Source organism: Spirosoma humi (genome assembly GCF_054776575.1).
In genome coordinates this window covers 1,633,738-1,659,107 of the sequence record NZ_BAAHBR010000008.1, presented here as the reverse complement: position 1 = coordinate 1,659,107, position 25,370 = coordinate 1,633,738, and the positions used below count along the sequence as shown (strand labels likewise).

At 52.5% G+C, this 25,370-nt stretch carries 16 protein-coding genes; 13 read left to right on the top strand and 3 right to left on the bottom strand.

Going from position 1 to position 25,370, the window contains the following annotated elements:
- The first annotated feature begins 10 nt into the window (after nucleotides 1-10).
- The 13 genes from ACYU8Y_RS15545 (at nucleotide 11) to ACYU8Y_RS15485 (ending at nucleotide 21,577) form a co-directional block, all read left to right on the top strand.
- The gene (locus ACYU8Y_RS15545; RefSeq protein WP_460938784.1) at nucleotides 11-1,936 is read left to right on the top strand and encodes a tetratricopeptide repeat-containing sensor histidine kinase; all 1,926 of its coding nucleotides are present in this window, start codon (nucleotides 11-13) and stop codon (nucleotides 1,934-1,936) included.
- Nucleotides 1,937-2,050: 114 nt separating this feature from the next.
- Entirely contained in the window at nucleotides 2,051-2,527 is a 477-nt protein-coding gene (locus ACYU8Y_RS15540) for a DUF6252 domain-containing protein (RefSeq protein ID WP_460938782.1), read from the top strand.
- Nucleotides 2,528-2,530: 3 nt separating this feature from the next.
- Complete coding sequence (locus ACYU8Y_RS15535; protein WP_460938780.1) at nucleotides 2,531-3,172, top strand: response regulator; 642 nt, start codon at nucleotides 2,531-2,533, stop codon at nucleotides 3,170-3,172.
- A 101-nt stretch (nucleotides 3,173-3,273) separates the two neighbouring features.
- Nucleotides 3,274-3,966, top strand: coding sequence for a hypothetical protein (locus tag ACYU8Y_RS15530; RefSeq protein WP_460938778.1), 693 nt, complete (start codon nucleotides 3,274-3,276; stop codon nucleotides 3,964-3,966).
- A gap of 59 nt (nucleotides 3,967-4,025) precedes the next feature.
- Nucleotides 4,026-4,790, top strand: a complete 765-nt coding sequence (locus ACYU8Y_RS15525; protein WP_460938776.1) for a hypothetical protein — start codon at nucleotides 4,026-4,028, stop codon at nucleotides 4,788-4,790.
- A 635-nt stretch (nucleotides 4,791-5,425) separates the two neighbouring features.
- On the top strand, nucleotides 5,426-7,120 hold the full coding sequence (locus ACYU8Y_RS15520; protein ID WP_460938774.1) for a hypothetical protein: 1,695 nt from the start codon (nucleotides 5,426-5,428) through the stop codon (nucleotides 7,118-7,120).
- Nucleotides 7,104-13,115, top strand: a complete 6,012-nt coding sequence (locus tag ACYU8Y_RS15515; RefSeq protein ID WP_460938772.1) for a hypothetical protein — start codon at nucleotides 7,104-7,106, stop codon at nucleotides 13,113-13,115. The genes ACYU8Y_RS15520 and ACYU8Y_RS15515 overlap by 17 nt, the downstream gene beginning before the upstream one ends.
- Before the next feature lie 21 nt (nucleotides 13,116-13,136).
- Complete coding sequence (locus ACYU8Y_RS15510; protein ID WP_460938771.1) at nucleotides 13,137-14,030, top strand: hypothetical protein; 894 nt, start codon at nucleotides 13,137-13,139, stop codon at nucleotides 14,028-14,030.
- 8 nt (nucleotides 14,031-14,038) lie between these two features.
- Nucleotides 14,039-16,156 carry a fibronectin type III domain-containing protein gene (locus ACYU8Y_RS15505; protein ID WP_460938769.1) on the top strand — a complete coding sequence of 706 codons (2,118 nt, stop codon included), beginning with the start codon at nucleotides 14,039-14,041 and terminating at the stop codon, nucleotides 16,154-16,156.
- Between the two features lie 2 nt (nucleotides 16,157-16,158).
- Nucleotides 16,159-18,996 carry a fibronectin type III domain-containing protein gene (locus ACYU8Y_RS15500; protein WP_460938767.1) on the top strand — a complete coding sequence of 946 codons (2,838 nt, stop codon included), beginning with the start codon at nucleotides 16,159-16,161 and terminating at the stop codon, nucleotides 18,994-18,996.
- The gene (locus ACYU8Y_RS15495; protein ID WP_460938766.1) at nucleotides 18,993-19,433 is read left to right on the top strand and encodes a hypothetical protein; all 441 of its coding nucleotides are present in this window, start codon (nucleotides 18,993-18,995) and stop codon (nucleotides 19,431-19,433) included. The genes ACYU8Y_RS15500 and ACYU8Y_RS15495 overlap by 4 nt, the downstream gene beginning before the upstream one ends.
- A gap of 197 nt (nucleotides 19,434-19,630) precedes the next feature.
- The gene (locus ACYU8Y_RS15490; protein WP_460938764.1) at nucleotides 19,631-20,989 is read left to right on the top strand and encodes a cytochrome P450; all 1,359 of its coding nucleotides are present in this window, start codon (nucleotides 19,631-19,633) and stop codon (nucleotides 20,987-20,989) included.
- Between the two features lie 210 nt (nucleotides 20,990-21,199).
- A complete protein-coding gene (locus ACYU8Y_RS15485) occupies nucleotides 21,200-21,577 on the top strand; it encodes an HPF/RaiA family ribosome-associated protein (RefSeq protein ID WP_460938762.1) in 378 nt (125 codons plus the stop codon).
- Nucleotides 21,578-21,662: 85 nt separating this feature from the next.
- Here the strand turns inward: ACYU8Y_RS15485 and metK are convergent, their stop codons facing one another.
- From metK to lipA, 3 genes are all read right to left on the bottom strand, one after another.
- Nucleotides 21,663-22,940, bottom strand: coding sequence for a methionine adenosyltransferase (gene metK, locus ACYU8Y_RS15480; protein WP_460938760.1), 1,278 nt, complete (start codon nucleotides 22,938-22,940; stop codon nucleotides 21,663-21,665).
- An 84-nt stretch (nucleotides 22,941-23,024) separates the two neighbouring features.
- Nucleotides 23,025-24,215, bottom strand: a complete 1,191-nt coding sequence (locus tag ACYU8Y_RS15475; RefSeq protein WP_460938758.1) for a lycopene cyclase family protein — start codon at nucleotides 24,213-24,215, stop codon at nucleotides 23,025-23,027.
- Between the two features lie 144 nt (nucleotides 24,216-24,359).
- Nucleotides 24,360-25,253, bottom strand: a complete 894-nt coding sequence (lipA, locus tag ACYU8Y_RS15470) for a lipoyl synthase (RefSeq protein WP_460938756.1) — start codon at nucleotides 25,251-25,253, stop codon at nucleotides 24,360-24,362.
- Between the last annotated feature and the right edge of the window lie 117 nt (nucleotides 25,254-25,370).

Genomic DNA, 25,370 nt, shown 5'->3' with positions numbered 1-25,370 from the left:
TAAATACTCTATGAAAAACAGCTACGTAGGATTTGTTCTTATATTAAATTTATTCATTGGCACACAGACGTTTGGCCAGGTTCCCAAATCACTTGATTCGCTGGAGGTTTACCTACAAACGCATACGGCCACTGATACCAACTACGTGAATGCCCTGCTGCAAACGGGGAAGTTGACGACCCGAATAAAAGCCAATTATGACCGGGCTGACTCGTTGTTGCGGACGGCCGAGACAGTAGCCATTAAATTACAGTTCGGGCTGGGCATTTACCAGGCAAATACCTATTTAGGTGCCAATTACTACCTGTGGGATAAGCCACAACAAACCCTGGACTATCTTCAGAAAGCATTAGCTATTGCTAAAGCCAATAAGCTCCCTCCACGCTTACTGGCAAACGCGATGACCAACCTCGCAACGGCGTATCGCAACGTAAATCAGCACGAAAAAGCACTCGTCATTTCCCTGCGCTCGCTTCGAATGCAGGAGCAGTATGCGATTCTGCCCCGCAATGAAAATACATACATAGGCATCGGCCTTGCTCTGAAAGACACCAGGCGGCCCCGCGAAGCCATCGAGTATTTTCAACAGGCACTCGTGCTCAACCATCAATTGAAAAGCCCTTACGGCATGGCGATTACCGAGCAGAATATCGGCCGATGCTACGATAATCTGGAACAGCCGGAAAAAGCGCTGGCCTACTACCGCAGAGCCCTTAAACACGCCAAAGAGTCCGAATCAGACTTGCTACAGGCCGACATTTTAGTCAATACGGGTTTGGCCCTACGAAAAGTAAACCGACTTGAGGAAGCCAAACACGCCATAGAGCAGGCACTGGCCATTACCACCAAACAGCAGATTAAATCGGCGATGGCTACGGACTACTTTAACCTGGGCCAGGTCTACGAAGAACTAAAAGATTATAAACCAGCGGAGCGGTTCATAAAAAAAGCCCTTCAATTAGCCAATGAACTGAACGATAAAACCAAGATTGGTATCTATACCCAGGGACTGGCCGATTTGTATGGAGGCATGAAAAACTTCCAGCAGGCCTACGCCTTCCAGCTCCAGCGCAACCAGCACATCGACTCGATGACCGCCGTGAGAACCACCGCCGAAGTGCAGCGCCTGCTGGCCCACTACAAAACTCAACAAAAACAAGACCAGATCAACCTGCTCCGCCAGCAGGCCCAGATCCGGGAGGAAGAACTGACCAACAAACGACTCCAAACCAACGCCCTGCTCATCGGCGGACTGCTCACCCTGCTGCTGGGGGCCGCCGTCTCGGCCTGGCTGCTCAACCGGGCCCGCCTGCGCCGACTCCAGGAAGCCCAGACCCTGCGCAAACAGATTGCCCACGACCTGCACGATGAAGTGGGCAGCACCCTGAGCAGCATCTCGCTGTTGAGTGGCATGGTCAAGGGGCTCATCGAACAGAACCGCCCCGAATCGGTGGAGCGGGCGATCCAGAAGATCAACACCGATGCCCGCCAGATTCTGGACGCCATGGACGAGATCATCTGGACCATCAACCCCGGCAACGATTCGCTGCACCGCATCGCCATTCGGTTGCAGGAGTACGCTCAGCCGCTGATGGAGTCGAAGGATATTCGCTTCTCACTGGTGGCCGATCCGGCGCTCGACGTTTTGCCCATCTCGATGGAAGTTCGGCGGAACCTTTATTTGATTGGCAAGGAAGCCATCAACAACCTGGTCAAATATTCAGAAGCAACCCACGCCACCATGCGGTTCGAATATCAGAAAGATCAGCTCAAAGTGGTCATTGAAGACAATGGCCAGGGTTTCGATACCGGCCAGCCAAGTAGCCGAACCGGGCAGCAGAGTATGCAGGAGCGTGCCAAAGCCATGGGCGGCACACTGGCGGTGAAGTCGACGCCCGGCCAGGGCACCCTGCTGCAATTAGTTGTTTACCCATAGGCCTCATACATTTATCCGATTTACGAGCGTCGGTGGATACGCTACTTTTGTCAGACAAGGCCCGACGGTTACGTGACCTGCCCGGATAGCCTCCTGACGCACTACAGCTATCGTATGAAAACGCTCAAAATCGGTTTTGTGCTTGGTCTGATCGCCCTTTCGATCGCCTGCAGCAAAAAAGACGACACCCCCGTTGCATCGGTCAGTACGGGCGTCATGACCGCCCAGATCGATGGCCAATCGTTTACATCGGACCAGGCCAGCGCAACGTATAATAAAGTGAGTAAAGACCTGACCCTTGTCGGCTACAACGGTATCCATATGACCGGGTTCACGCTGGAAAAATTTACGGGTGCTGGCACAATGGCCCTTGTCGATATCAGCAAAACCGGCAGTACGGGCAGCTATATCGACGTGAAGACAAACACAAATTACACAATCCGGGAAGGACGAACGGGCACCGTTACCGTAACGAAGTTTGACGGAAGCAACCTTGAGGGCACGTTTTCCATGAAGACCTACAACAGCCAGCAAAAGCGCGAAGTCGTCGTTACAAATGGAATGTTCAAGGTACCGGTAGAGACTTTATAGCGTATGATTCGTATCTCTATTTTCGATGACAATGACTCGCTGCGCGAAACGCTGGCGCTGGTTTTCGACGCGACCGACGATCTGATCGTGACAGGAAAATACCCGAATGCACTCACGGCGGTCGATGAGGTCGTGTACAACCAGCCGGATGTCATTCTGATGGATATCGACATGCCCGGCCGTACCGGCATCGAAGCCGTCAAGCTCATCCGGGAGCAGACAACACGGCCTAAAATTCTGATGCTCACGGTGTTTGAAGACGTCGACCGCATTTTCGCGGCTATCTCGGCAGGGGCCGTGGGTTATCTTCTAAAAAAAACACCTGCCGATAAAATCATTGATGCCATTCGGGAAGTGATGAACGGAGGAGCCGCGATGACGCCCTCCATTGCGTTCAAAGTCCTGGAAGCCTTTCGCCAGCCAACCGGTTCGTCATCGCGAACCGATGCGTTTTTGCTGACGGATAAAGAGAAAGAAGTGTTGCAGCGCCTGGTGGAAGGCGACAGCTACAAACTCATCGCGCACCATTGCACCATGAGCATGGGAACGGTCCGGACGCACATTGTCAATATCTACGAGAAACTGCATGTCAACTCCAAATCAGAAGCGGTAGCCAAGGCCTTGAAGACGGGATTATTCAAGTGACTGATCTGTCTGCGGCAAGCTAGTATCCCGCCCGTTCTACATCACTGACCTTTGGCAAAGTAAGTTTAAGATCAATTATTCACCCGTAATCCGGTCAATTCATGAAAACGCAGCTACTTCTAGCCTTACTGCTACTCGCCCTGTCCTTTACGGCCTACGCTCAACCGCCTTTTTCGGCCACATTGACGAATCCTACTAGTTCGACAATCAAGTTTGACCCTAAGAAAAAGATTCCTCCGCTTAACCTACCCTGCAAGCTAACCAACGGAAAAGACCGCCCCTACGCCTGCGAGTTTTCGTTCGACAAACTGGAGTTTTATGGAAACGATGGATCGTTGCTGGGAACGGCAAAACGGGTCGCAGGCCAGCCCCAACCGATACAGTTGCCGTTTACCAAAGCGAAAAAGTCGGCTCCTGCCGGACAGTCGGGCCCGATCACGTACACGGTCAAAGCCTACTTTACCCGTCGCAATAAACCGGCGTTTCCGGTCAGTAAAGGATACCAGATTCGTACCTGCAATGTTACGTACTGTTTGCAGTCGGATCAGACTTCTGTCGCCTTGTCGGCGATATCAATGCCCGCGGGTATAAACGAGAAAGCCGTCGTCACCTTCGATCTGCAATGGATCTATGGCAAAAAAGATGGTTTGATGCTCGGCCCCCGCGAGTTGTATATCGAAAATGATGTAACCACGACCAAGTTCAAGGTGTCGACAGAGTTCACCATGCGCGACAAGTCAGAAGCCTGGATCGACATTGCCCCCGTTATCATCGGCGAACCGACCACGAAGTAAGAAGCTGCCGGTCGTCTTTCAACCGTCTATCCGTCCATTTCCGTTGCCCCTGACCAGCCATGCCATCTGCCTTTTTGCCCTTGCTTCTGCTAGCCATTTCGCTATCGGCCTGCCAGTCCAGTTCCACAACCAATAACCAGTCAGAGAGCAGCGGGCCGCCTGCGTCACTTACCGCTACCGTTCCCGAAAAAGAAGCGGGTCACGATCGGGCGGTAGCGGTTTCCAATGATTTCCTGATCGTACCGGGAGAGCGGGTTGGGCCAATAAAGTCGACGACTTCCGAAGCCGAATTGGTAAAACTCTTGGGGCCTTCAGTCGTTACAGCGAGCGACACAATCTACGGCGCCGAAGGAGAGGAATTTATGGGTACGACGCTGTACAAGAACACTTCCGATGAGGTACAAATTATTTATGCGGACGAAAAGCGGACGAAACCCGAAACGATACGCATCCGGCCGCAACTAGTTGACGATGAAGGTCTCCCTATTCCAACCGTAGCACCTACCCGCTGGACAACGGCGGATGGACTACGCATTGGCACTACGCTGAAAGAACTGGAAAAACGAAACGGTAAACCGTTCAAGCTATGGGGGTTCGAATGGGATTATGGGGGCATGGTGTCCAGTTGGCAGGGCGGCAAACTCACACCGCCGAATAAAAAATCATTTGTATCAATCGGGCTCGGCGCTCCGGTTTCCAGAACGCCTGCGCAGGAAAAAGCCTATAATAAGCTCATGGGCGATGGCGAATTTATGTCATCGACCCCAGCCCTGCAAGTCCTGAATCCGGTTGTTGTGAGCATTGGCGTCGGGTTTGCTCAATAGGTTCGCGTACCCATTCTGTTCCTTGCCCTGCCATGATCGCTACCGACATTCAGCTAATTTTGGAGCAGGTTGTTCAACATACGCTCAGCGTGACTGACGCTGAACACTACTTTCTGACCAATTAGAAGCCATCGGTACGCAACCCGAAAACCGTTGCTTCCTGTAGTGGGCTACTGATCGTATTCGGACTGGGCCTGTTTTTGGTGCATCATGCGTGGCAACTACGAACGACTCCGAATCCAGGCAGCTATTCCCAGCAAACAAACGGAACCGTCACCCCGATCGTAGGCAACGCTACCTGGTGTACGAACCAAAATCGCCGGAAACAGGCGCGATCCAATCGTTTTCTGACCAATGGATGGGGCCGCTCCTCGGCCTGAGTTTGCCGGTTTGTTTTCTGTTTATTTTTCTGCTTGCCAGAGCCCGCTCCACTCGTTAAGCGTACGGCAGGTAGTTATACGTATTTCAGCTCGTTGAGCAGCGAACCCCAACAGATATATACCACTAACAATCAACTACTTATATTACAGATCCAGTAGTAACGTAGTTTCCCTATCATACATTTATCCGATTGATGCGCGCAGGGTCTGTCGGTAGTTTTGACACAAGTTAGTCGAGTCAAATCTGCGTTAGGAATGCGTGTACGTATACTACTTTTCTTTTACGGGTTTTGGTTGATCTGCCCTGCCTGGGCGCAAACAAATCCACCAGCGGGAAAGACCTCACCCGTGAAGGTATCGGGTGGACTGAACGCGTATGCAGGCTTCTATACAGTCAGCGGCATTGCCAGCCGAAACCAACCTTCTCCGTTCGGCTTAAGCGGCTCCGTAACGGTCGCTTTACCGGGTGGCATTTCGCTTCCGTTTTCGGCGGTGCTGGGCAATCAGGGCAGCAGTTTCCGGCAACCGTTCAACCAGTTTGGCGTGTCGCCTACCTACAAATGGGCTACGGTACACGCGGGTTATCGGAACGTATCTTTTTCCCCGTTCACGCTGGCGGGCCACACCTTTCTCGGCGGTGGCGTTGAACTGAATCCCGGCAAACTACGGTTAGGGGCGGTCTATGGCCGGTTCAACAAAGCAATCTCCACGAATCTGGCCGAACCCGACATTGTTCCGGCTTACGGTCGAACGGGCTATGCCGTAAAGGTAGGCTACGGCAAACCCGGTAATTACGTCGACCTGATCATGCTGCGGGCCAAAGACGATTCGGCCTCGATCGTGTCAGTCCCGCAGTCTGTTTCCCAGACCGTTACTCCCGCCGAAAATCTGGTGGTTGGCCTGACAACCCGGCTATTGATCGTCAAACACATTACCGTTGAACTGGACGGTGCGCTGAGTGCCTACACCCGCGACGTGCGAAGCAGCCTGGTTTCGGCCGAGGGAAGCAACCCCGTAGCGCGTTTCTTCGGCAGACTCATCACGCCCAGGCTCGCTACGCAGCTTACCCAGGCAACCCAGGCCGCTATTGGCTACCGGGTTCCGAATGCCGGTATCAAACTGCAATACAAACGCATCGATCCTAATTTTCAAACAATGGGGGCTTACTACTTCCAGAGTGATATTGAGAGCTACGCCATTGCCCCTAACCTGAGCCTGATGGACGGGAAGCTCCGCCTGTCGGGCAGTTACGGCATTCAGTACGATAACCTGGCCAATAACAAAAGCGCCCGTACCGGCCGAAAGATTGGTTCGCTGGCGGTTTCCTACAACCCGGCTACGGCCTTTGGCATTGATGTCCAGCTATCCAACTACGGCATCAGTCAGCAAGCCGGTTTCCGACCCCTCATCGACACCATCCGGCTCGCCCAGAACAATCTTTCGGCAACGGTCAACACGCGCTATACGCTTCAGAAAGAAGATGTACTTCAGGTGTTTACCCTCACCACAACCTACCAGAAATTAAGCGATCTGAACACCAATACCGCCAGCCAGACCGAGAACAATAACATCAACCTGAACCTGGGCTATTTCTACCAGCAAACCACCACGGGCTGGGGCTTCAACGGGATGCTGTCTTACACCCAGACGCAGTTGCCGATTGCGGTCGGCGATACCAACCGAACGGTGCGTTTCTTCGGGCCAACACTGGGTGCCACGCAGTCCTTCTTCGAAAAGAAATTAACAACATCCGCCAATGCCAGCTACCTGATCAACCAGCAATCCGGCATAACGGGAAAGGTTATGACGGTATCTGTCAACGGCGGCTATCAGGTGGCGAAACGGCAGACACTCACGGTGTCGCTCAATTATCTGAATTCAAACACGGGTCTTCAGGAACAGACATTCAACGAACTAAGAGGCAATCTCGGCTATGGCATCTCTTTTTAAACAGTTTCTTCTGATAACGACGCTTCTTACCCGCAAAGACGCAACGGTTACGCAACGAACGCGAAGAACCTTAGTCGCCTTGACAATAATCCTGGCGACGGGTACGGGTAAACCGGCCTTTTCGCAAACCTTCCCGCTACAGATTCAGGTAAGTGTGCTACCTCCCTACAGTGCCTATTTGCAGGACTACCCCGGAGCGGGGCAGCAGGTGCGGGTTTTCCTGATCAATACCAGCCGAAATACCTACCAGATTCGCCTATCGGGGCAGCTGACCGGCGACAACGGCATCGAGATTCGCACATCGCCCAACTACCGTCCGCCAAGGCCTTTAACCGTACCACCCGGCCAGACTTTAGTAAGCCGCAACGATCTGGAAGGGCTTTTTGACTTGAACCAGATCGAGGTAACGGGAATCGACAAAAACCGGCTGGCCCGCGGCTTCCCCCTACCCGACGGCACCTATCAGCTTTGCGTGCGGGCCTACAATGAAACGGCGACGAATACAGCCGCAACCGCCTTTGGGCAACCACTTTCGGCTGAGTTCCCGCTGGGCTGCTCAGCCCCTATTCTGGTCCGATCGGTTGAGCCGCCTATACTGATTTCGCCCCTTTGCGATGCGGGCGTGACGGCGACGACTCCGCAGGCCGTTGTCTTTACCTGGACGCCCCCGGTGGGTGTTTCGCCAGCGCAGGTAGACTACACAGTCCGCATTGTGGAGCTACCGCAGGAAAATGTTGACCCGAATGTATTCATTGATGCCGTAGCCCTGCCAAAGTCGGGGGTAGAGGTTCGGAATGTACGAACGAGTACGTTTCTGTACGGCCCCACACAACCGCCCCTGGTGGTAGGCAAGCGCTATGCCTGGCGGGTACAGGCTATCGACCGCTCCCGGAAACTCAATTTTCTGAACGACGGCAAGAGCCCGGTCTGCTCGTTTACGTACGGCGGAGAAGGGGCCATTCCCGCCGAAAAAAAACCGGTAGCTTATGTATATAAATCTGGCTCGATTGGCGCAACATGTTCCTGTAAACAAACCCCTACCGATCAGTCGGTGGATAACAAACCGGCTTTATCAGCCGGTAAAGCGACGGTAGCCGGTTTTCCGCTGACATTTCTGAAAACAGCCGACGGCGTAAAAGAAGTGGACGGTGTCCTAACGGGCAATGGAACCATACCCATGCCCATTGTCAACAATGCCCTATTCAAGTTGCGGGTTCAATTGGTCAATGTGCAGTGCAACGCAGCGGGCGAAGTCATCAGCGGTTACGTTCAGGCGATTCGGACAGACGATTTTCCTGGCATCTTCCCTAAGGCCAGCAAGCCCAGCGTCGATCCGCCCGGCATACCTGTCATCAGTACGGCAAACGCCGACAGCGTAGGGGCTCAGATTCAGAAACTGAGCGAGCAGATGCAAGCATTTCCAGGACATTTACTGTCGCAGGCGGGCGAAGTAGCCAAAAGTGTGGGGATGGAAGTACCGTTCGGAATCGATAAGAAACTTGGCCCCATCAGCACAAACATTGCCATTACTGATGTAATCTTCACCCCCGAAGATGCTTATTTCAACGCCAACACCTTCATCGAATCACCGGGCTTAAGTGCGCAGTTCAACGGAATTCCGCTGGCTGCCTACCACGTTTGCATCAAGCCCGACGGTGCCTGTGGCGACAAAGTACTGTATCTGGCCAAGGACATGGCCGCGTCGAGTCTGCTCACCCTGAAAGGGGGTGCAGTAGCCCTAAAAGCCTTACAGCAAAACGTCACGCACGTTGTGTTCGATGAGAACGGCTTCAAGACGCTCCACATAGCAGCTGGTATCAACACACCGGGATTGCTGCGAAAATCGGATGATCAGCCCATGGAGCTGTTGACAAAATTCGACATTCCGTCATCCGATGCAAAAGACTTTAAGAACTGGATGGCCCAGGTACAGGCCGACGACGACTTCTACGTGAAGGGGCTTTCTGACTTTGTCCTATCGATGAAAGACAAGGATGGAAATCCCCAACCCGCCATTTACGACCACGATGAAACCCAGAATCCGGGTGTCTTACCAGCCAACTACGACCCGGGTAAAGACCCCACCTGGCATGGCCTCTATCTGCCTAAACTCTCTATAAGTATTCCCTTCCTGAAGTCACTCAACAATGGCAAGGAGGTTCCAGTCGGCGTTGACAACATGATTTATGACAGCAATGGTTTCACGGGCGATGCCGTCGCGGGCGACGAAGCTCACCCCCTTATTGCGCTGGGTAACGGTAACATGTCAAGTTGGTATTGCTCGGCCGATCAGCTTCGTCTGAGCTTTTACGAAAGTGGCTTTAAATCGTCCAGCCTCGTGGGCAAAGTGGTGCTACCCGTTTGCAAAGTGGACGACAAAGCGGCTCCGATACCCTATACCTGTACACTTTCCAAACCTGACGGTACGCTGGAGGCTCAGTTCGTTCTCCAGCCCAAGAATCAAATCCATACCGATGTATTTGGCGTGGCCGACATTGCCCTTGATTCGTCATCATCCATTACGGCCAGTTACATGAGCGGTTCCTTTAAGGCCGCAGCCTTGCTATCGGGTAAAATCAGCTTAACAGCCGGACCATTGAAAATGGACCTGGTCAAATTTCAGGAAATGGGTTTATCGACCGATAAGGGCTTTACGATCAAATCGCTTTCAACCGCAAGTCCGCAGAAATTCATTGCCGGTCTGCCGTTTACCATCGATACCCCCAAAGATCAGCCCATCTTTTCGCCAAGAGGGAACAACCAGTACAGCCTCAATTTTGTGGGTGGCCTGGATCTTTCGGAGAACATGGGCCTGAAGGGAAATGTAACGGCTAACCTTATTTTCTCTACGGGTCTACTGAATGGGCGACCGGACTGGAAATATGTAGATACGGACGTAACAGCTGTTTCGGTTGACGGAGCACTCGGCCCGATCTCTGCCACGGGCACAGTGGCCTTTAGCAAGAAGGAAGTTGACCCGACCTACGGGGATGGCTTCCGGGGCGATGTAACCCTGATTATGCCCTTCGGGGCGTTTGGCCTGAAAGGCTACTTCGGTAACGTCAACAATTTCAGCTACTGGGGTGTGGCGGGGGAATATGTGTTACCTTCTGGCGTACCGGGGATTCCCCTGGTGCCGGGCGTGCTGTTTTTCCGAGGGTTTGGCGGGGGCGTTTTCAGCAATATGGCCAAGCAGAACGACGGCAGTTTTAAACCCGTTGCGGGTGAACTCACGTTCAGCGCAAAAGCCATCGTAGGAACGGGCGACGGTACCTTGCTGACGGCAACCGGCGATTTAACGGTTGGCATCACCAAAAGTACAGGCGATGGGGGCGGCTGTTCGGTGAGTTATATTCAGATCGATGCTGACGCTTACCTGCTTTCTAAACCGAATGCCTATAAAAGTGCAATGGCTACGGGTAAGGGGCTCATCAAATGGGATATTGCTCAGGGTCTTTTCAAGGCTGATTTTAGTATAACGGCAGGCTATGGGAGCAAAGGAACCGTTGGGCTGTATGCTACTTCCGAAATCAATTTGCAGGTAAATCCATCGGCAGGTAAATGGTATTTCAGCTTTGGTGAGCCCGACGGGCGGGTGAGTACCGAGCTATGGGTAGCCAATAAACGACTGTTTCAGACGGGGTCTTATTTCATGACGGGAAACGACCTGCACGGCGTAATCTTACCGCCCCAGCCGTATGGTATGGACGATGCCACGCTGAAACAACTTGGCTATACCGATGGGGATGCCGCCCGGCAGGCTTTTGAAACGAAGGTAAAAAGCTTCCTGGCTTTTGGGGTTGGCTACCAGTTGGAACCGCAGAAATATTCACTGGGCCCATTCTACGTCCGTTTTGAAGGAAGCCTCGGTTTCGACGCCTTACTGGCCGAGCGGTCAGGCTGCGACGAAGTTGCCCAGAACGGGCAAGTCGGTTTTAACGGTTGGTATGCGAATGCCCAGGCCTATGCCTATGCGTCCATCTCGTTGGGCATGCATATAGACCTATGGATTTACGAAGGTGATCTGGAGGTGTTAAGCGTATCGGCGGGAATACTCCTGCGCGGTGGGTTGCCCAATCCAATCTGGTTTAAAGGGAATGGCTTTTTCAAATACCGGGCGCTGGCCGGGCGCATTCGGGGGCAGGCCAATATCGAGTTCTGGTACAATAAAGACCTGAAATGCGCGCCTTCGTTCGAGCCACCCAATCCTTTCACCGATCAGCCGCTCATCGCCCGGCTCGGACCGGGGGGGGCCGATAAAGTATCAACCCTGTCGCCGTTTTTTGTCGAGTTCAACTACCCCATGGAGTCGATGATTGACGTGGATGTTATCGATCCCGATGGCAAAGAATTTCGGCAGCGGTTCCGCCTTCGGTTCAAGAATGGACAGCGATTCAATTTTGCCGTAACGAACAACGGGGGCGCTAGTGGCCAGCTCATCAGTTGCTCCGCAGATCCGAACGGAAAGCTGGTCTGGAAAACAAACGATGCGGGGGATATGAACTACGTAGCCTACTATTATCGCAATTCAGCGTTGTTGCCGAATGCCGACTATACAATGACCATCGGTGTAGAGGTATGGGAATACCCGGTCGACAAATACTATGCGCTGCCCAGCAGCCCGACAACGGCCGGCATTTACATGTATCCTAAAACAAAACAGGGCGTTCAGCCAAAACCCGTCGAGCAAACTGAAACCCTGAAATTCAGTACCAAAGACTGTGTCAATACACTTACCAAAGACGGGCCGGAGCCTTCCGTCTCGTTCTCCTACCCATTTGAAGGCCAGCGGTATTTCATGAAAGGGGGGGTGGGTACATCGTTTATCAAACTAACGGCAACCATGTGCTGTGGCGACAAGTTCAATGCCGATCCAAATTACAAACTCATGGCGCGCCTGACTCCATACAATGGGGGCACCTTCGATTCGAAAACGGATGGGCTGCTGGCTCCTGTTTCGGCCAGGAATACGACCAGTGGCGCTGGCGTGAACTTATACGAGTACGCAATGCCCAACGCCGTAAAAAACAAAACGCTCTATAAGTTCGAACTCGTTCGCATTCCCACGGATGGCTACATCGCTCAACTGGAAAAAGACGCCAGAACCAAAGCTAAAAAGGCCGAGAACTGGCACGTAGGGGGCGGTAACACGCAGGGTGTAGGCGCACTTCAGGGGGGCCTGACGCTAAATGGCGTGACCATGCCAAAAACAGATTACGTGGGTGCACCCAGTGGCCCCATGCCAACGGGCATGTCGTCTAGCCAGCCAGGGCAGAACACGACGCAGCAACAGGTCTCGTTTGCTACCCTGCAAAAAGGAATCGATGTAGTTGCCCAGACAGAGCAAACCAACTGGAGCAAAACGCAGGCAGGGTTCCTGATGAATGAGAACACGCTGAAGGAGAGCGACATGAAGGCGTTTAACGTAAAAGTCGGCGAAGGTTCGGAGGGCGACCTGACCGATTATAAACAGTTGTATGAGCAGGTGTTGTATAGCTACTATTTCAAAACGAGCCAGTTCAATACACTGGCTGATAAACTCGCAGCAACATCGCTGATTCCGTTGAAGCAGAATCGTTGGGGGAGCTATGCCTACCAGTTGCCGGTTAGTGGACCCGAAAACTTCGAGTCATTTGAGGTGAGTATAACAAAATTGCCCAACGAATTGAAACTACCTCCGTTCGTGCGCCTGGGAGGTGTCGTGGGGGGTAAATATTTCGATGACGTTATCCTGCCTGCAGCAAGCCAAATTCCGGCCGTAAAGCAAAAGGTGCACGTGGAAAGCGTATTGCCATTAAACGTGGATAACATTGGCAGTATCTATGCCAGTGCGCTGGACGACAGCGATTTCCCTACCCTGAGCGCGCAGGACCTGGCCGACCGGATGCCAACCTTCGCCTATCCACCTGGCAAGGGGCCGGAACCACCCATGTCGAAGGCGACCATTGATAATTTCCTTTCGGGTAGCCGTCCACCCACTGTCATCAAGAAATAACCAGAGACCAAGCTGACTACTATGAAAACGCTATTGCTATTCCTCGTTTTGCTGAGCGCTGTTCTGTCGACAGCCTCTGGTCAGGGCAACCTATCCAATGCCAAATCGGTTGGAAACGCCCCAAAAGCCACGCCCACGAATTTGCCCAGCGATGCCGCAACCATGCTGGTCAATGTCGGTCATTACAATGGCGAAGCGCGTACGCTGGTGGCCGATTATATCCGATCCACTGTAACCATGGGCGATGCCAAAGCCGGTAAGGTAAATGGCGGGGCGGTATCCGCCATTTCGAAGCAGGGGCCTATCGTCATTGGTGGATTGAAAGGCAATGCCGCCCTGGAGAGCTACGTGTTTGGCGAATCGGCTACCGCTGAATCATCCGGGCTCAGCGTTATTTACGATAGTAATCCTGTCGACTGGTACCTTCATGATCTGGCGGGCGGGGAAACAAGCACCGCTTTTTTTGCACTGAAAATCACCTATCGGGCTTGTGAAAATGGCAGTGTGACGTCGAAAAATGCCGCCCTGAACTGTATTATAGAAAGTTATACAAATGCAAAATATCATGTGTTTGATATAGATCTGACTAAAAATCCGGAGTGGCTACAGCGGCAAAGGATCCGGGCCATGGCTACGGCTTATAATTTCGATGTGATGTACAACTACAAAAACTCAGTTGACTACTTCAAGAACATCACCCATCCCGACTTCCTGACGTCTGCCTACGCCATTCAGTTTCAAAGCTTAGATGATGCTTTTTTTCAGCTTGCCGTAAAAAATGACGGTACGGATGGGCTTTTTTCCGATGAAAGGCGCTACGTGAACACCGATCCAAAATACCAGACAGCCCCCCCTATGTTCGATGCTGCTCTGTACTCCTCCCAGAAGAAAGTAAGCTTCATGCTTATCAAATAAATCTAGCCATGTTCCGACTACTCAGTTTTTGTTATCTACTTGTTGGACTAACCACGGTGAGTCTGGCCCAACGACAGCCCAAAGCGACACCATCGGCCAAATCGGCAAAGCCTCGGTCTGCCACAGCAACCGTCTCAGATTCGCTACCACGGGCCCGAGTGGGCGCGTTGGCCCGGTCTTATGGTGACTCGGTAGTGGTTCGCTGGGCACCCGACAATGCGTTGTTATTCAAGGCGGCTACGCGCGGTGGCGGCTACCGCGTTATGCGCATGAGCCAGGCGCCCGGACAGGGCTTGCAACTCGATTACACGCGCACGGTAGCTCCCTGGTCAGTCGATGAATGGAAACAGAGATTTAGTCCGCGCGATTCGCTGGCCGGAGCGTGTCTGCAAGTACTCTGGGGCAAAAACGAAGTCGTTCGGGGCGAGGCCACCTTCGATCAAATTCTTCGGCAAAAACAGCAGGCCGATCTAAGGCTGATGATGGGCCTGACGCTGGCGGATGTGAACCCGCGCTACGCCCGTGCTATGGGATTGGGCATGACCGATACTGATGTTAAACGGGGCGTAACCTATATCTACAGCATTGCCCCCCTCGTCAATCAGCAACAAAACCCGGCCGACTCGGCCTTGGTGTCTGTGACAAATACTGGGCCGTTGCCAAGGCTACAGATGCTACCTGTCGTGGGGCAATCGGGCGACCGGGTTATCAAATTACTCTGGAACCGCGATCTGGCCGACCGCGAGTTCACGGCTTACTACATTGAACGCTCTGATAACAACGGCCAAACCTTCCGCCGGATTACTCGCCGTCCCTGGATTCAGCCGATCGATGGCCCTAACAAACAGGACATTACGTTCCAGGATTCATTGGCACAGAACTATCGGTCTTACCAGTATCGGGTTATTGGCCTGAATCCTTTTGGGGAACAGAGCTTGCCGACAGTAGTAACCGTTCGTGGTGTTGATCGTACACCGCCCGGTGCCGTATCGCAGCTGAAAGCCGAGCACCTTGGGGGGTCCCGTGTTCGGCTCACGTGGCAGCATACCAAAGCCCCAGCCGATTTATCCGGCTACCTTATCGGAAAAGCAACCGCTATTGATGGCCAGTACACACCGTTGATCACGACAACGTTGCCCGCGTCGCAACGGACATTTACCGATACGACAGCTATCCCCTCCCTGCAAGCCTATTACGTAGTCGTAGCCCTGGACACGGCCAAAAACGCCAGTCCGTCGTCGCCCGCCTACTGTATGTTTACCGACAAGTCGGGACCTACCCAGCCGAAGGGGTTGAAAGGGTATATCGACTCAACGGGCTTTGTTCGAATTGTATGGGAACGCAGTAAAGAACCGGATCTTATGGGCTATAAAGTACTGATGGCCAATGATCCGACGCACCTATTTATTCCCGTCACCAAAACCTACCAGTCGGTAGCGTTTTTCGATAATACAACCTCGTTGAATACCCTGACGAAGCGTCTTTATTATCGGGTCGTTGCCTATGACCGCTCTTATAATCCCAGTCCTGCATCAGCAATACTAACCCTTACCCGGCCCGACAAGGTGCGGCCTTCGGCACCCGCGATTAAAAGCTACGTAGCGAGTGATACAACGGTTCAGCTAACCTGGGTTAACTCGGCAAGCGACGATGTATTTCAGCAACGGCTCCTGCGTCGCGGGGCATCCACCGAACGCTGGCACGAATTGGCTCGCTTGCCCCGCAGGCAAACCAGCTACGTTGATGCCAGCATAAAGGCGAACGAAAGTTATCAATATACATTAATAGCGGTTGATTCGGCCGGGTTACAATCGCCGGAATCGTACCCGCTAACCGTTCGAACGCTACAGACCAGGACCCAGCCAGCCCAGCAGCTCCGGGCCAGCCTGACTACCGACCAGAAAGCCGTAGTGCTGAACTGGAAATTACCGAACGACCTCGCCCGCTATGTCATCTACCGTGGCGATAACGGGCAGCCGCTGCGCTCCTACGATGCCGTCAATCGTGAGCACACCTTTACCGACAAAGCCATTCCGAAAGGCCGGTACGAGTATGCCGTAAAAGTGATTTATCAGGATGGCCGCGAATCGGGACTCTCGAATCGGGTGAAAATCGACATCAACTAACCATGAAACTAACTCTATCCTGCCTGTTACTGAGTGTGGCGATGTTGCTATCGACCCGGCTGTTCGCTCAGTCCAACGCCCCTACGGGTCTAACTGGTACGGCACCGGCTTACAACCGGGTGGTACTGACCTGGAAAGACAACTCGACGAATGAAACCAAATTCGAGATCGAGCGAAATAACTTCACCAGTTTCACTAAAATTGGTGAAGTAGCCGCCAACGTTACGACCTATACGGATAACAGCGTGGGGGGCGGCACCTACCGCATTCGGGTCGTTTTCGCGACCGGAGCAACGGGTTTGTCGAACGAATTTACCATCAGCACCCCACCCGAACCGCCGGGAACGCCAACGGGCCTTACGGTAATTGCGCAGAACAGCAACAGCCTTAAACTGACCTGGAGCAATGGCTCCGGCAGCGCTCCCACCGACTACCGGATTGAGCGGGGAACAAGCACGGGCGGCTCGTTTACGTTGTTGCAAACCGTCGCCTACAGTCGTGCCCCTACATTTACCGACAACGGCGTCAATGGTGGCCAGCCGTATTGTTACCGGGTAAGGTCGCAAAACGGGAGTGTCGTATCCGACTTTACAGCGCCCGTTTGTGCTACTCCTCCCCTGGCACCGACCAATGTCAAAAATCTACAGGCAAATGCACTGAGCAGCAGTGCCATTAAACTGACTTGGGATCGCTACGGCAAAGAATCCGGAATCGGCATCGAACGCCGAACGGGCCAGTCGGGCGATTGGCGCCAGATAGCAACTACACTGGCCGACGGGGGTGAATTCACGGACAACAACCTGAGCAGCAACACCGAATACTGTTACCGCATTTCGGAAAGCGGCTATGCGTACTCGGCCACAGCTTGTGCGACCACGCAGCAAAGTGCCCCCAGAGCGCCCGCCCGACTAACCGCTACAGCGGTGTCATCGGCGCAGATTGACCTAACCTGGGCCGATCTGTCGGATAATGAAACAGGTTTTGAACTCCAGCGGGCCGATAGTCCAGGCGCCCAATTTTCAACGATCCAGAACTTAGGCTCCAACGTAACAGCGTTCAGCGATCAGGGCTTACAGGCCAGCCACTCGTATTGCTACCGGGTCCGGGCCGTGAACAGCATTGGGGCCAGCGACTATACGGATAGCCAGTGCGCTACGACACAGGCTCCCCCGGTAGGGGCTCCACAAAATCTGGTTGCTACTGCCACCTCGACAACCCAGATCAATCTGACGTGGGTGGGCGTATCGGGAGCTACCAGCTACCAACTCGAACGAAGTCCCAACGGCAACGATGGCTGGAATAAAGTGGCCGACCCAGCCGGTACTGCCGTCAGTTACGACGATCCAGGATTAACGCCGAATACCCGTTATTACTACCGGATCCGGGCTGTTGTCAATGGCACTCCGGGTCCCTTCAGTAACGTAGCCAACGCCAGTACGCCCGATAGTCCCCCGACAACCCCAGCGCGATTGGTCGCCACGGCGGTTGCCTACAACCAGATCAATCTGGCCTGGGCGGATCTGTCGGGCAACGAAAGTGGATTTCAACTGGAACGGAGCCCGACCGGGAATGATAACTGGAACAAACTGGCGGACCTCGGGGCCAATGTGACGAGTTACGAAGATAAGACCGTTCAACCCCAGACGCATTATTTCTACCGGGTACGCGCAGTCAATGCCGCCGGTCCATCGGATAACTCCAACGTGGCGGATGCGACGACACCCGTCGGGCCGCCCGTGGCAACACAGGACCTTAATGCTACAGCTACGTCAACTACCCAGATCAGTCTGACCTGGAGTGCGATTGCCAATGCCGCCACTATCCTCATTGAACGAAGCCCGGACGGCACGAGTGGCTGGGCGTCCTTAACGACTGTAGCCGGCGCGGCCACCAGCTATACCGACAACAACCTGGCGGTCAATACACATTATTATTACCGAATCAGGGCTGCCAACGCAAGTGGGCAGGGACCGACCAGTAATGTGGCGGATGCGACGACCCCCGATGTACCACCAGCCTCACCAGCCCGTTTGACGGCGACGGCCGCATCACCTAATCAGATCAATCTGGCCTGGGCTGACCTGTCGGGTAATGAAAGCGGTTTCGAGCTTGAGCGCGGTGCCAGCACCAGCGGCACATTCGAAAAAATTGCCGATGTACCAGCTAATACGACCAGTTACGAAGACAAGAATCTGACGGATAACCAGCCGTACTGCTACCGGATTCGGGCAAAGAACGCAGCTGGACCATCGGCCTACAGCGATGCCGCCTGCGCTACCACGCCCCTGGCACCACCTGCCAACCCGACTAACCTGACAGCGCAGGTATCCGACTATGATCAGATTCGGCTAAACTGGTCGGCGTTGGGCGCTTCAGCCGTCACCGTAAGTATCGAACGATCGACAGATCCCACATCCGGGTTCGCGGAAATAAAGCAGCAGCCAGCGAGCCAAACCAGTTACGTAGACATGGGTTTGCAGGAATTTACAACCTATTATTACCGCCTTCGGGCGGTGAATCCGGCGGGCAATTCGGGATATTCGAACGTAGCCAGCGCACGCATTGAAGAAGTAATTATTGCGGTAGAAGACGAATTAGCTACCCATACGACGCTCTATATGAATCAGCGTGACCTGCACATCAAAACCAACTGGTATTCGTCCCTGCGCACTACCATTCAGGTGATGACGGCAACGGGTCTACCTGTGCTCACCGACATTCGAAAAGTGAATCCGACCGATGCCTGGCACTATACCCTCGATCACTTGCCGACGGGTGTTTACATCATTGTCATCGTTGCTGACGGGCGTTCGCTCACCAAACGAATACTAATCCCATGAAAAATAACTTATTTCTTCTCTTCCTTCTGGTGAGTCTTTGCGGTTGCCAGCCCAAGGCAATCAAACCGATCACCGATTTGCTAGGCAAAGTCTGGAAAGCCAACACGGTCAATGAAGCGGACCGGCTGGTGTTTACGCTGGGCGCTGCGACGAACATCAAGCCCGGTTACTCCAACTTCAGGCTGGATTTGAGTCAGCCTACTATCGTTAATCTGAAAGATCTTGACGGTCGGCTCGTCACTGGCACCTGGTCCGTCTCGACTGATAACAAGCGGTTGATTCTGGAGAATCTCAACCCAAAACCAACCAACACCGGTGGCCGCATCGAATACTACATTCTGGCTCAGCCAGATGGGTCATCCCTGCAACTTGAGCGCACCTCGGAAAGTCGAAAAACCGGCAATACAATTGACCAATACGCCTTGATTCCAGAATGAGGCTGTAGTTAACCGCCGTTGACAATAAATGTATTGTCGCCCAGGTTAACCATGAATTTATTGTCAGCCGTCAATGGACTACCGACGACATTCTTAGCACAGTCACTCAACGGGCTAGCGACTACGCCTAGCGATTCTGTGCGGTCGTTCGTATCTTTATTGTCGGCCCGAGCTAGATTCAGGCCAACTTTTTCTGAATGGAAACAAGTACCTACCCTACTCAACCCGTTCCGTTGCATCCTGGTTTGCCCTTCTTGGGCAACACGCTGGCCTTTCTCCGGAATCCGCTTAGCACCCTGGATACGTTGCAGCGAAACCATGACCGCCTGGTTCACCTACGCATTGGCGGCCGGAATCAGTACCTGGTGCTGCAACCCGAAGATGCCAAACACATTTTGCAGGAAAATCACCGGAATTACGGCCGTTCACCAGCCTTTGACATTCTCAAAATCTTCCTGGGCAATGGCCTGCTTACCAGCGATGGCGACTTCTGGCGCAGGCAACGTCGACTGGCCCAACCGGCCTTCCACCGGCAGAAACTGGCCGCATTAACCCAGACAATGATTGCGGAAACGGCCGACTGGATCGACGAACTTAGTGACCATCAGTCGAAGGAGCCCGTCAATGTCTCGCAAGCATTTATGGACGTAACCATGCGCATTGTCTGCAAAACCCTGTTTGGATCAGATACCACCGGCAAACTCGACGGCCTCTCTAACGCACTGGACACGCTCAATTACCTGGCAAATAAGCGAATGCTATCACCACTCCGGTTTCCTTATTCGTGGCCAACCCCCAACAACCAACGGTCTAAACGGGCCCGAAGGCAGGTCGATTCGTTTATTTACGGGCTTATCGACGAACGGCGAAAAGCGCTTGACGAACGCGATGATTTACTGGGCATGCTGCTCAGCGCCGAAGATGAAGAAACGGGAGAGCGGATGTCGGACCAGCAATTGCGGGATGAGTCTGTAACCATTTTTTCGGCCGGTCACGAAACGACGGCGGTTTCGATGGCCTGGACGATCCATCTCCTTACCAAACACCCCGACGTACTGGCCCGACTCAAGGCCGAAAGTCAATCCATGCTGGGCGACGCCCGAACGCCACCACCCGAAGCGTTTCGCACGTTAACCTACACGATGCAGGTAATTCAGGAGTCTCTACGGCTTTATCCACCCGCCTGGATTATGAGCCGACGAGCGCACCAGGACGATTACGTAGGCCCCTACACGATTCCGGCGGGCGATACGGCGCTTGTTTGCCCCTACCTTTTGCACCGCGACCCGGCCAACTGGCCTGTCCCTGATCGGTTCGATCCTGACCGATTTGCGCCGGGTGTCCCTAAAGAACGTTTGCACTCGTATGCTTACCTGCCTTTTGGCGGGGGGCCACGTTTGTGCATCGGCAATCAATTTGCGCTTATGGAGATGCAAATCTTACTGGCCTTATTTGTTCGCCGTTTTACCCTTAAGCCCGTCAATAATCAGCGTATCGTTCCCAAACCATTAATAACCCTGCGGCCGAACCAGGCTATTCGTGCCATTTTAGAGTAACTGTGCAATTATACTTTTCGAAGAACTTTACGCTGAAACCGTTCCACGCGTAACAAAAAGTTTACATATTTCAACCATTTACCTCGTAAAGCACAGAGTACGCGTGAAACAGGGTTGTATCTTTCGTAGGTGCTATTGACTTTCTGATCGATAAAGCCAACCTTAGTTAATCCATTGATGTTCTAATTAATTCACCTTAAAAACGACACGATGAGACTACAAATTAATGCCGTTAAGTTTACGGCCGATCAAAGCCTGTTAGATTTTATCCAGGCTAAACTCGACAAATTAGACACATTCCATGACCGTATTATCGGCGGAGAGGTGTTTCTAAGGCTGGATGGAGCCGACTCCAACAAGGTTAAAGAGAAGATAGTAGAGGTCAGGCTGATGTTGCCGGGCAAAGAACTGTTCGTCAAAGAACATGACAAGAGTTTTGAAAGCGCAACGGACCGCGTGATGGATGTGCTGAAAGACAAGCTTGTTCGGTTCAAACAAAAACGCAATGACATTTCCAGTCCTGCCATTACCGAAGCGAAAACGCAGGTAGAAGACGAAGATGAGGTCTATGAGACCGATGAGTTATAAACGAATGCTTTATTATCATAAGCAGAAAAGCCACTCTTACGGAGTGGCTTTTCTGCTTATGATGCGAATGAAACCCAAACGCATTTTACACACCGAACTCAGCTTTTACCTGATCAACAAAATCCAGTTTTTCCCAGGTAAACAATTCCACTTCGACTTCTTTCGTCTGCCCGTTCGAACCAAACGTTTTTGTCACAACTTCATTTTTGCGGCCCATGTGCCCATAAGCGGCCGTTTCTGAATAAATGGGATTGCGGAGCTTAAGCCGTTGCTCAATAGCATACGGACGCATATCGAAAATGGCAGCTACTTTTTCGGCAATCTCACCATCGTGCATGTCTACTTTCGCGGTGCCGTACGTATTCACGTACAAACCACAGGGCTTGGCAACGCCAATGGCATACGAGACCTGTACGAGTACCTGATCACAAAGACCGGCAGCGACCAGATTCTTGGCAATGTGCCGGGTAGCATAGGCTGCCGAACGGTCTACTTTGGAAGGATCTTTCCCGGAGAAAGCCCCCCCCCCGTGAGCACCTTTGCCCCCGTAAGTATCGACAATAATTTTACGACCCGTCAGTCCTGTATCGCCGTGAGGGCCACCAATAACGAACTTACCCGTTGGGTTGATGTAATACGTAATGTCATCGGTAAACAAACCATGAAGCTCAGCCTTCTGAGCGGCTTTCACGCGTGGAATAACAATGTTGATAATGTCATTCTTGATTTTAGCCAGCATCGTTTCGTCATCTGCGAAATCATCGTGCTGGGTTGACACGACAATAGTATCGATGCGGATTGGCTGGTCGTCGTCCGAATACTCGATCGTTACCTGCGACTTGGCATCTGGCCGAAGGTAAGGCATCAGCTCAAGTTCGTTGTTGCGGATCTGCGACATCTCACGCAGAATAGCGTGGGCCAGATCCAGCGGCAACGGCATGTAGTTATCCGTTTCGTTGGTTGCGTACCCGAACATCATGCCCTGATCGCCCGCACCCTGTGCATTGGCCAGCGTCTCAAAATCGGGGTTCTCCACCTTACGATCAACGCCCTGATTAATATCAGCCGATTGATCGTGAAGGGCTGAGAAAATACCGCATGAGTTGGCCTCAAACATGTATTCGCTCTTGGTATAGCCGATTTTACGAATGACATCACGCGTGATCTTCTGAACGTCCAGATACGTATCCGTCTTAATTTCTCCAGCCAGCACGACCTGACCTGTAGTAACGAGCGTTTCGCAGGCTACTTTACTAGACGGATCGAAGGCCAGAAAATTATCGATCAATGCATCGGAAATTTGGTCAGCGACTTTATCGGGATGTCCCTCGGAAACAGACTCGGAAGTGAAGAGATAAGGCATTGCGCTATCTATAGGACTTGGTTAGAAAGTGCAAAGCTACAAGTTTCTAAGTAGGGGGCAAGTCGCTACCGGTTTCAGATTACCTTATCCGGTTATCTTTCGGCGTAGGACGTCGAAGAAAGCGGCCAGAAACGGCCTGAATGGCATAGTCGCAAACAACTGTAGTTCTTCCATAAATCCGGTTTCTTCATCCAGAAAGGTGAAAACCCGCCCTGGATTCTCGGTGTAAACCCGCGTAAAAATATCATCAGCCGGGTGACGATGCTTCTCCAGTACATTGAGAAAAATGCTATCGTATAGTTTAAACCGGCGGGCAAACCAGGGAGTAGTCCGGTGGGGTTTACCCGTTTTCGCCAGATTTTGGACAATTGTCTGTAAATACCGCTGTGTTCGCTGGAAAGTGTATCCCGTCGACGCTTTGGTGTAGCCGCCCGATGTACCAATCCGAACGATGTGTTCGGACGGATTTTCCAGAGCGGGTTCATCCGACATAGGAATCACACCGGCTTCGGTTTCGGTAATTTCGTAGGAACCAGCCTGTACGTATCGATCAATGTATTGGCGTAGCTCGATCTCGTATTCCTCATCGGTGAGCAGCTTATCGTTGAACAACGTAAACTCAACCAGTGCTGTTCGTTCATCGAATGGCAAAACGTACAGAAATCGGCAATCGCCCTGTTGCGCTACCCGGAAGTCCATGATTTCTGGTTGTTGGGGATCAAAACATACGTGCTCCGTTTTAATGACCCAGCCCTTAAAATGCTGTAATAGATTATGATTTTCGGGCTGATCCAGTTTCAATAAAAATGTACTATCGAACACATAATCAGCAATAAATGGCTCATCATCGGCAATAACGAACCCACCCTGGGGCGTATCTTTTATTCGATTGATAGTTGCCTGCTTCCGTTCGATTGTCGGGTGTTTGGCCAGTTCCTGTAGTATAAACTCGTAGAAATCAATACTCCGCAGCATCTTGTACTGGTACGCGCCCATTTCGATAGGTCCGGCATAGGTCGTTCCGTGAAAGCTGACCGTGTCCCAGGAGCGGAACAGTATAGACCAAAACGGGTTTGACCAGATTGCCGGTTGACTATTGGAACGGGAAGAATCCTGTTTTCGCTCCCAGAAGCACCAGGTGCGGTCGTTGCTGGTTTTCGCTACTCGATCCAGAATTAAAATGCTTCGGTCGCGCAGCGGTGACTGACTCAGGTAATATGCCAGACTCAGACCCGCCATGCCTCCCCCTGCAATGATGAAGTCGTATTTTTTCATGCGGCAAAGAAAAAGTCCGAACCCACGGCCCGGACTCTCTTCTCTAAATCTAGATTACACTTAATTGTTTTAAGAAGGCATAAAAGCGCTGAACAACTGACTCTTATCTACACGCCTGTCATCCCTGGCCGCAACCAACCATTTCTACACATTCACATGCTTCTCCGCATGGTAACTCGACCGAACCAATGGACCGGATTCTACGTATTTCAAGCCACGTTTGAGCCCTTCTTCCCGGTATTTGGCGAACGTTTCGGGATGAATCCACTCAATTACCTCGTGGTGCATTTTGGTTGGCTGCAGGTACTGGCCCAATGTCAGAATGTCGAGCCCATTGGCCGCCAGATCATCCATTGCTTTGGCCACCTCGTCGTAGGTTTCGCCCAATCCGAGCATAATGCCCGTCTTTGTGCGCTGGCCATATTCTTTCGTACGCCGGATCTGCTCCAGGCTACGCTCGTAGCGAGCCTGTGGCCGAACACGCCGATAGAGCCGCTCAACGGTTTCCATGTTGTGCGATACGACCTCCTGGCCTGCTGAAATCATCCGTTCGAGGGCTTCCCAGTTTCCTTTCGTGTCCGGAATCAACGTCTCGATAGTCGTTGCGGGTGAAGCTTCCTTGATGAGCCGCACTGTTTGATACCATATTTCGGCACCCCGATCTTTCAACTCATCCCGATTGACCGATGTGAGCACCGCATGCTTGACCTTCATCAGTACGATAGCTTCGGCAACGCGACGTGGCTCATCGGTGTCGTATTCATTGGGACGGCCTGTGGCGACAGCACAGAACGTACAACTTCTGGTACATACATTGCCCAAAATCATAAACGTAGCCGTACCGGCTCCCCAGCACTCGCCCATATTTGGGCAATTACCGCTCTCGCAAATTGTGTGGAGTTTATGTTCATCCACCAATTTACGGACTTTTGCATATTCGGGGCCGATGGGCAGTTTCACGCGAAGCCAGTCGGGACGTTTCGGTACGCCCGCCCGGTTACGTTGTTGTTCGGAGGGTATTACGGGTAGTTCAATCATGTCACCTCAATCCTTTCCAGCAAAATTCGTTTTTCGGGCGTAAAGTTCACAAATCGGGAGTGAGGACGCAAAAGGAATGAAAGTGACTGCGGACGACAAGGTTAACAAAAACGTATT

Coding starts and splice junctions, on each gene's coding strand:
- metK (WP_460938760.1), bottom strand. CDS start 22,940: ATGCCTTATCTCTTCACTTCCGAGTCTGTTTCCGAGGGACATCCCGAT.
- ACYU8Y_RS15530 (WP_460938778.1), top strand. CDS start 3,274: ATGAAAACGCAGCTACTTCTAGCCTTACTGCTACTCGCCCTGTCCTTT.
- ACYU8Y_RS15520 (WP_460938774.1), top strand. CDS start 5,426: ATGCGTGTACGTATACTACTTTTCTTTTACGGGTTTTGGTTGATCTGC.
- ACYU8Y_RS15515 (WP_460938772.1), top strand. CDS start 7,104: ATGGCATCTCTTTTTAAACAGTTTCTTCTGATAACGACGCTTCTTACC.
- ACYU8Y_RS15505 (WP_460938769.1), top strand. CDS start 14,039: ATGTTCCGACTACTCAGTTTTTGTTATCTACTTGTTGGACTAACCACG.
- ACYU8Y_RS15510 (WP_460938771.1), top strand. CDS start 13,137: ATGAAAACGCTATTGCTATTCCTCGTTTTGCTGAGCGCTGTTCTGTCG.
- ACYU8Y_RS15485 (WP_460938762.1), top strand. CDS start 21,200: ATGAGACTACAAATTAATGCCGTTAAGTTTACGGCCGATCAAAGCCTG.
- ACYU8Y_RS15495 (WP_460938766.1), top strand. CDS start 18,993: ATGAAAAATAACTTATTTCTTCTCTTCCTTCTGGTGAGTCTTTGCGGT.
- ACYU8Y_RS15540 (WP_460938782.1), top strand. CDS start 2,051: ATGAAAACGCTCAAAATCGGTTTTGTGCTTGGTCTGATCGCCCTTTCG.
- ACYU8Y_RS15535 (WP_460938780.1), top strand. CDS start 2,531: ATGATTCGTATCTCTATTTTCGATGACAATGACTCGCTGCGCGAAACG.
- ACYU8Y_RS15545 (WP_460938784.1), top strand. CDS start 11: ATGAAAAACAGCTACGTAGGATTTGTTCTTATATTAAATTTATTCATT.
- ACYU8Y_RS15490 (WP_460938764.1), top strand. CDS start 19,631: ATGGAAACAAGTACCTACCCTACTCAACCCGTTCCGTTGCATCCTGGT.
- ACYU8Y_RS15525 (WP_460938776.1), top strand. CDS start 4,026: ATGCCATCTGCCTTTTTGCCCTTGCTTCTGCTAGCCATTTCGCTATCG.
- ACYU8Y_RS15500 (WP_460938767.1), top strand. CDS start 16,159: ATGAAACTAACTCTATCCTGCCTGTTACTGAGTGTGGCGATGTTGCTA.
- ACYU8Y_RS15475 (WP_460938758.1), bottom strand. CDS start 24,215: ATGAAAAAATACGACTTCATCATTGCAGGGGGAGGCATGGCGGGTCTG.
- lipA (WP_460938756.1), bottom strand. CDS start 25,253: ATGATTGAACTACCCGTAATACCCTCCGAACAACAACGTAACCGGGCG.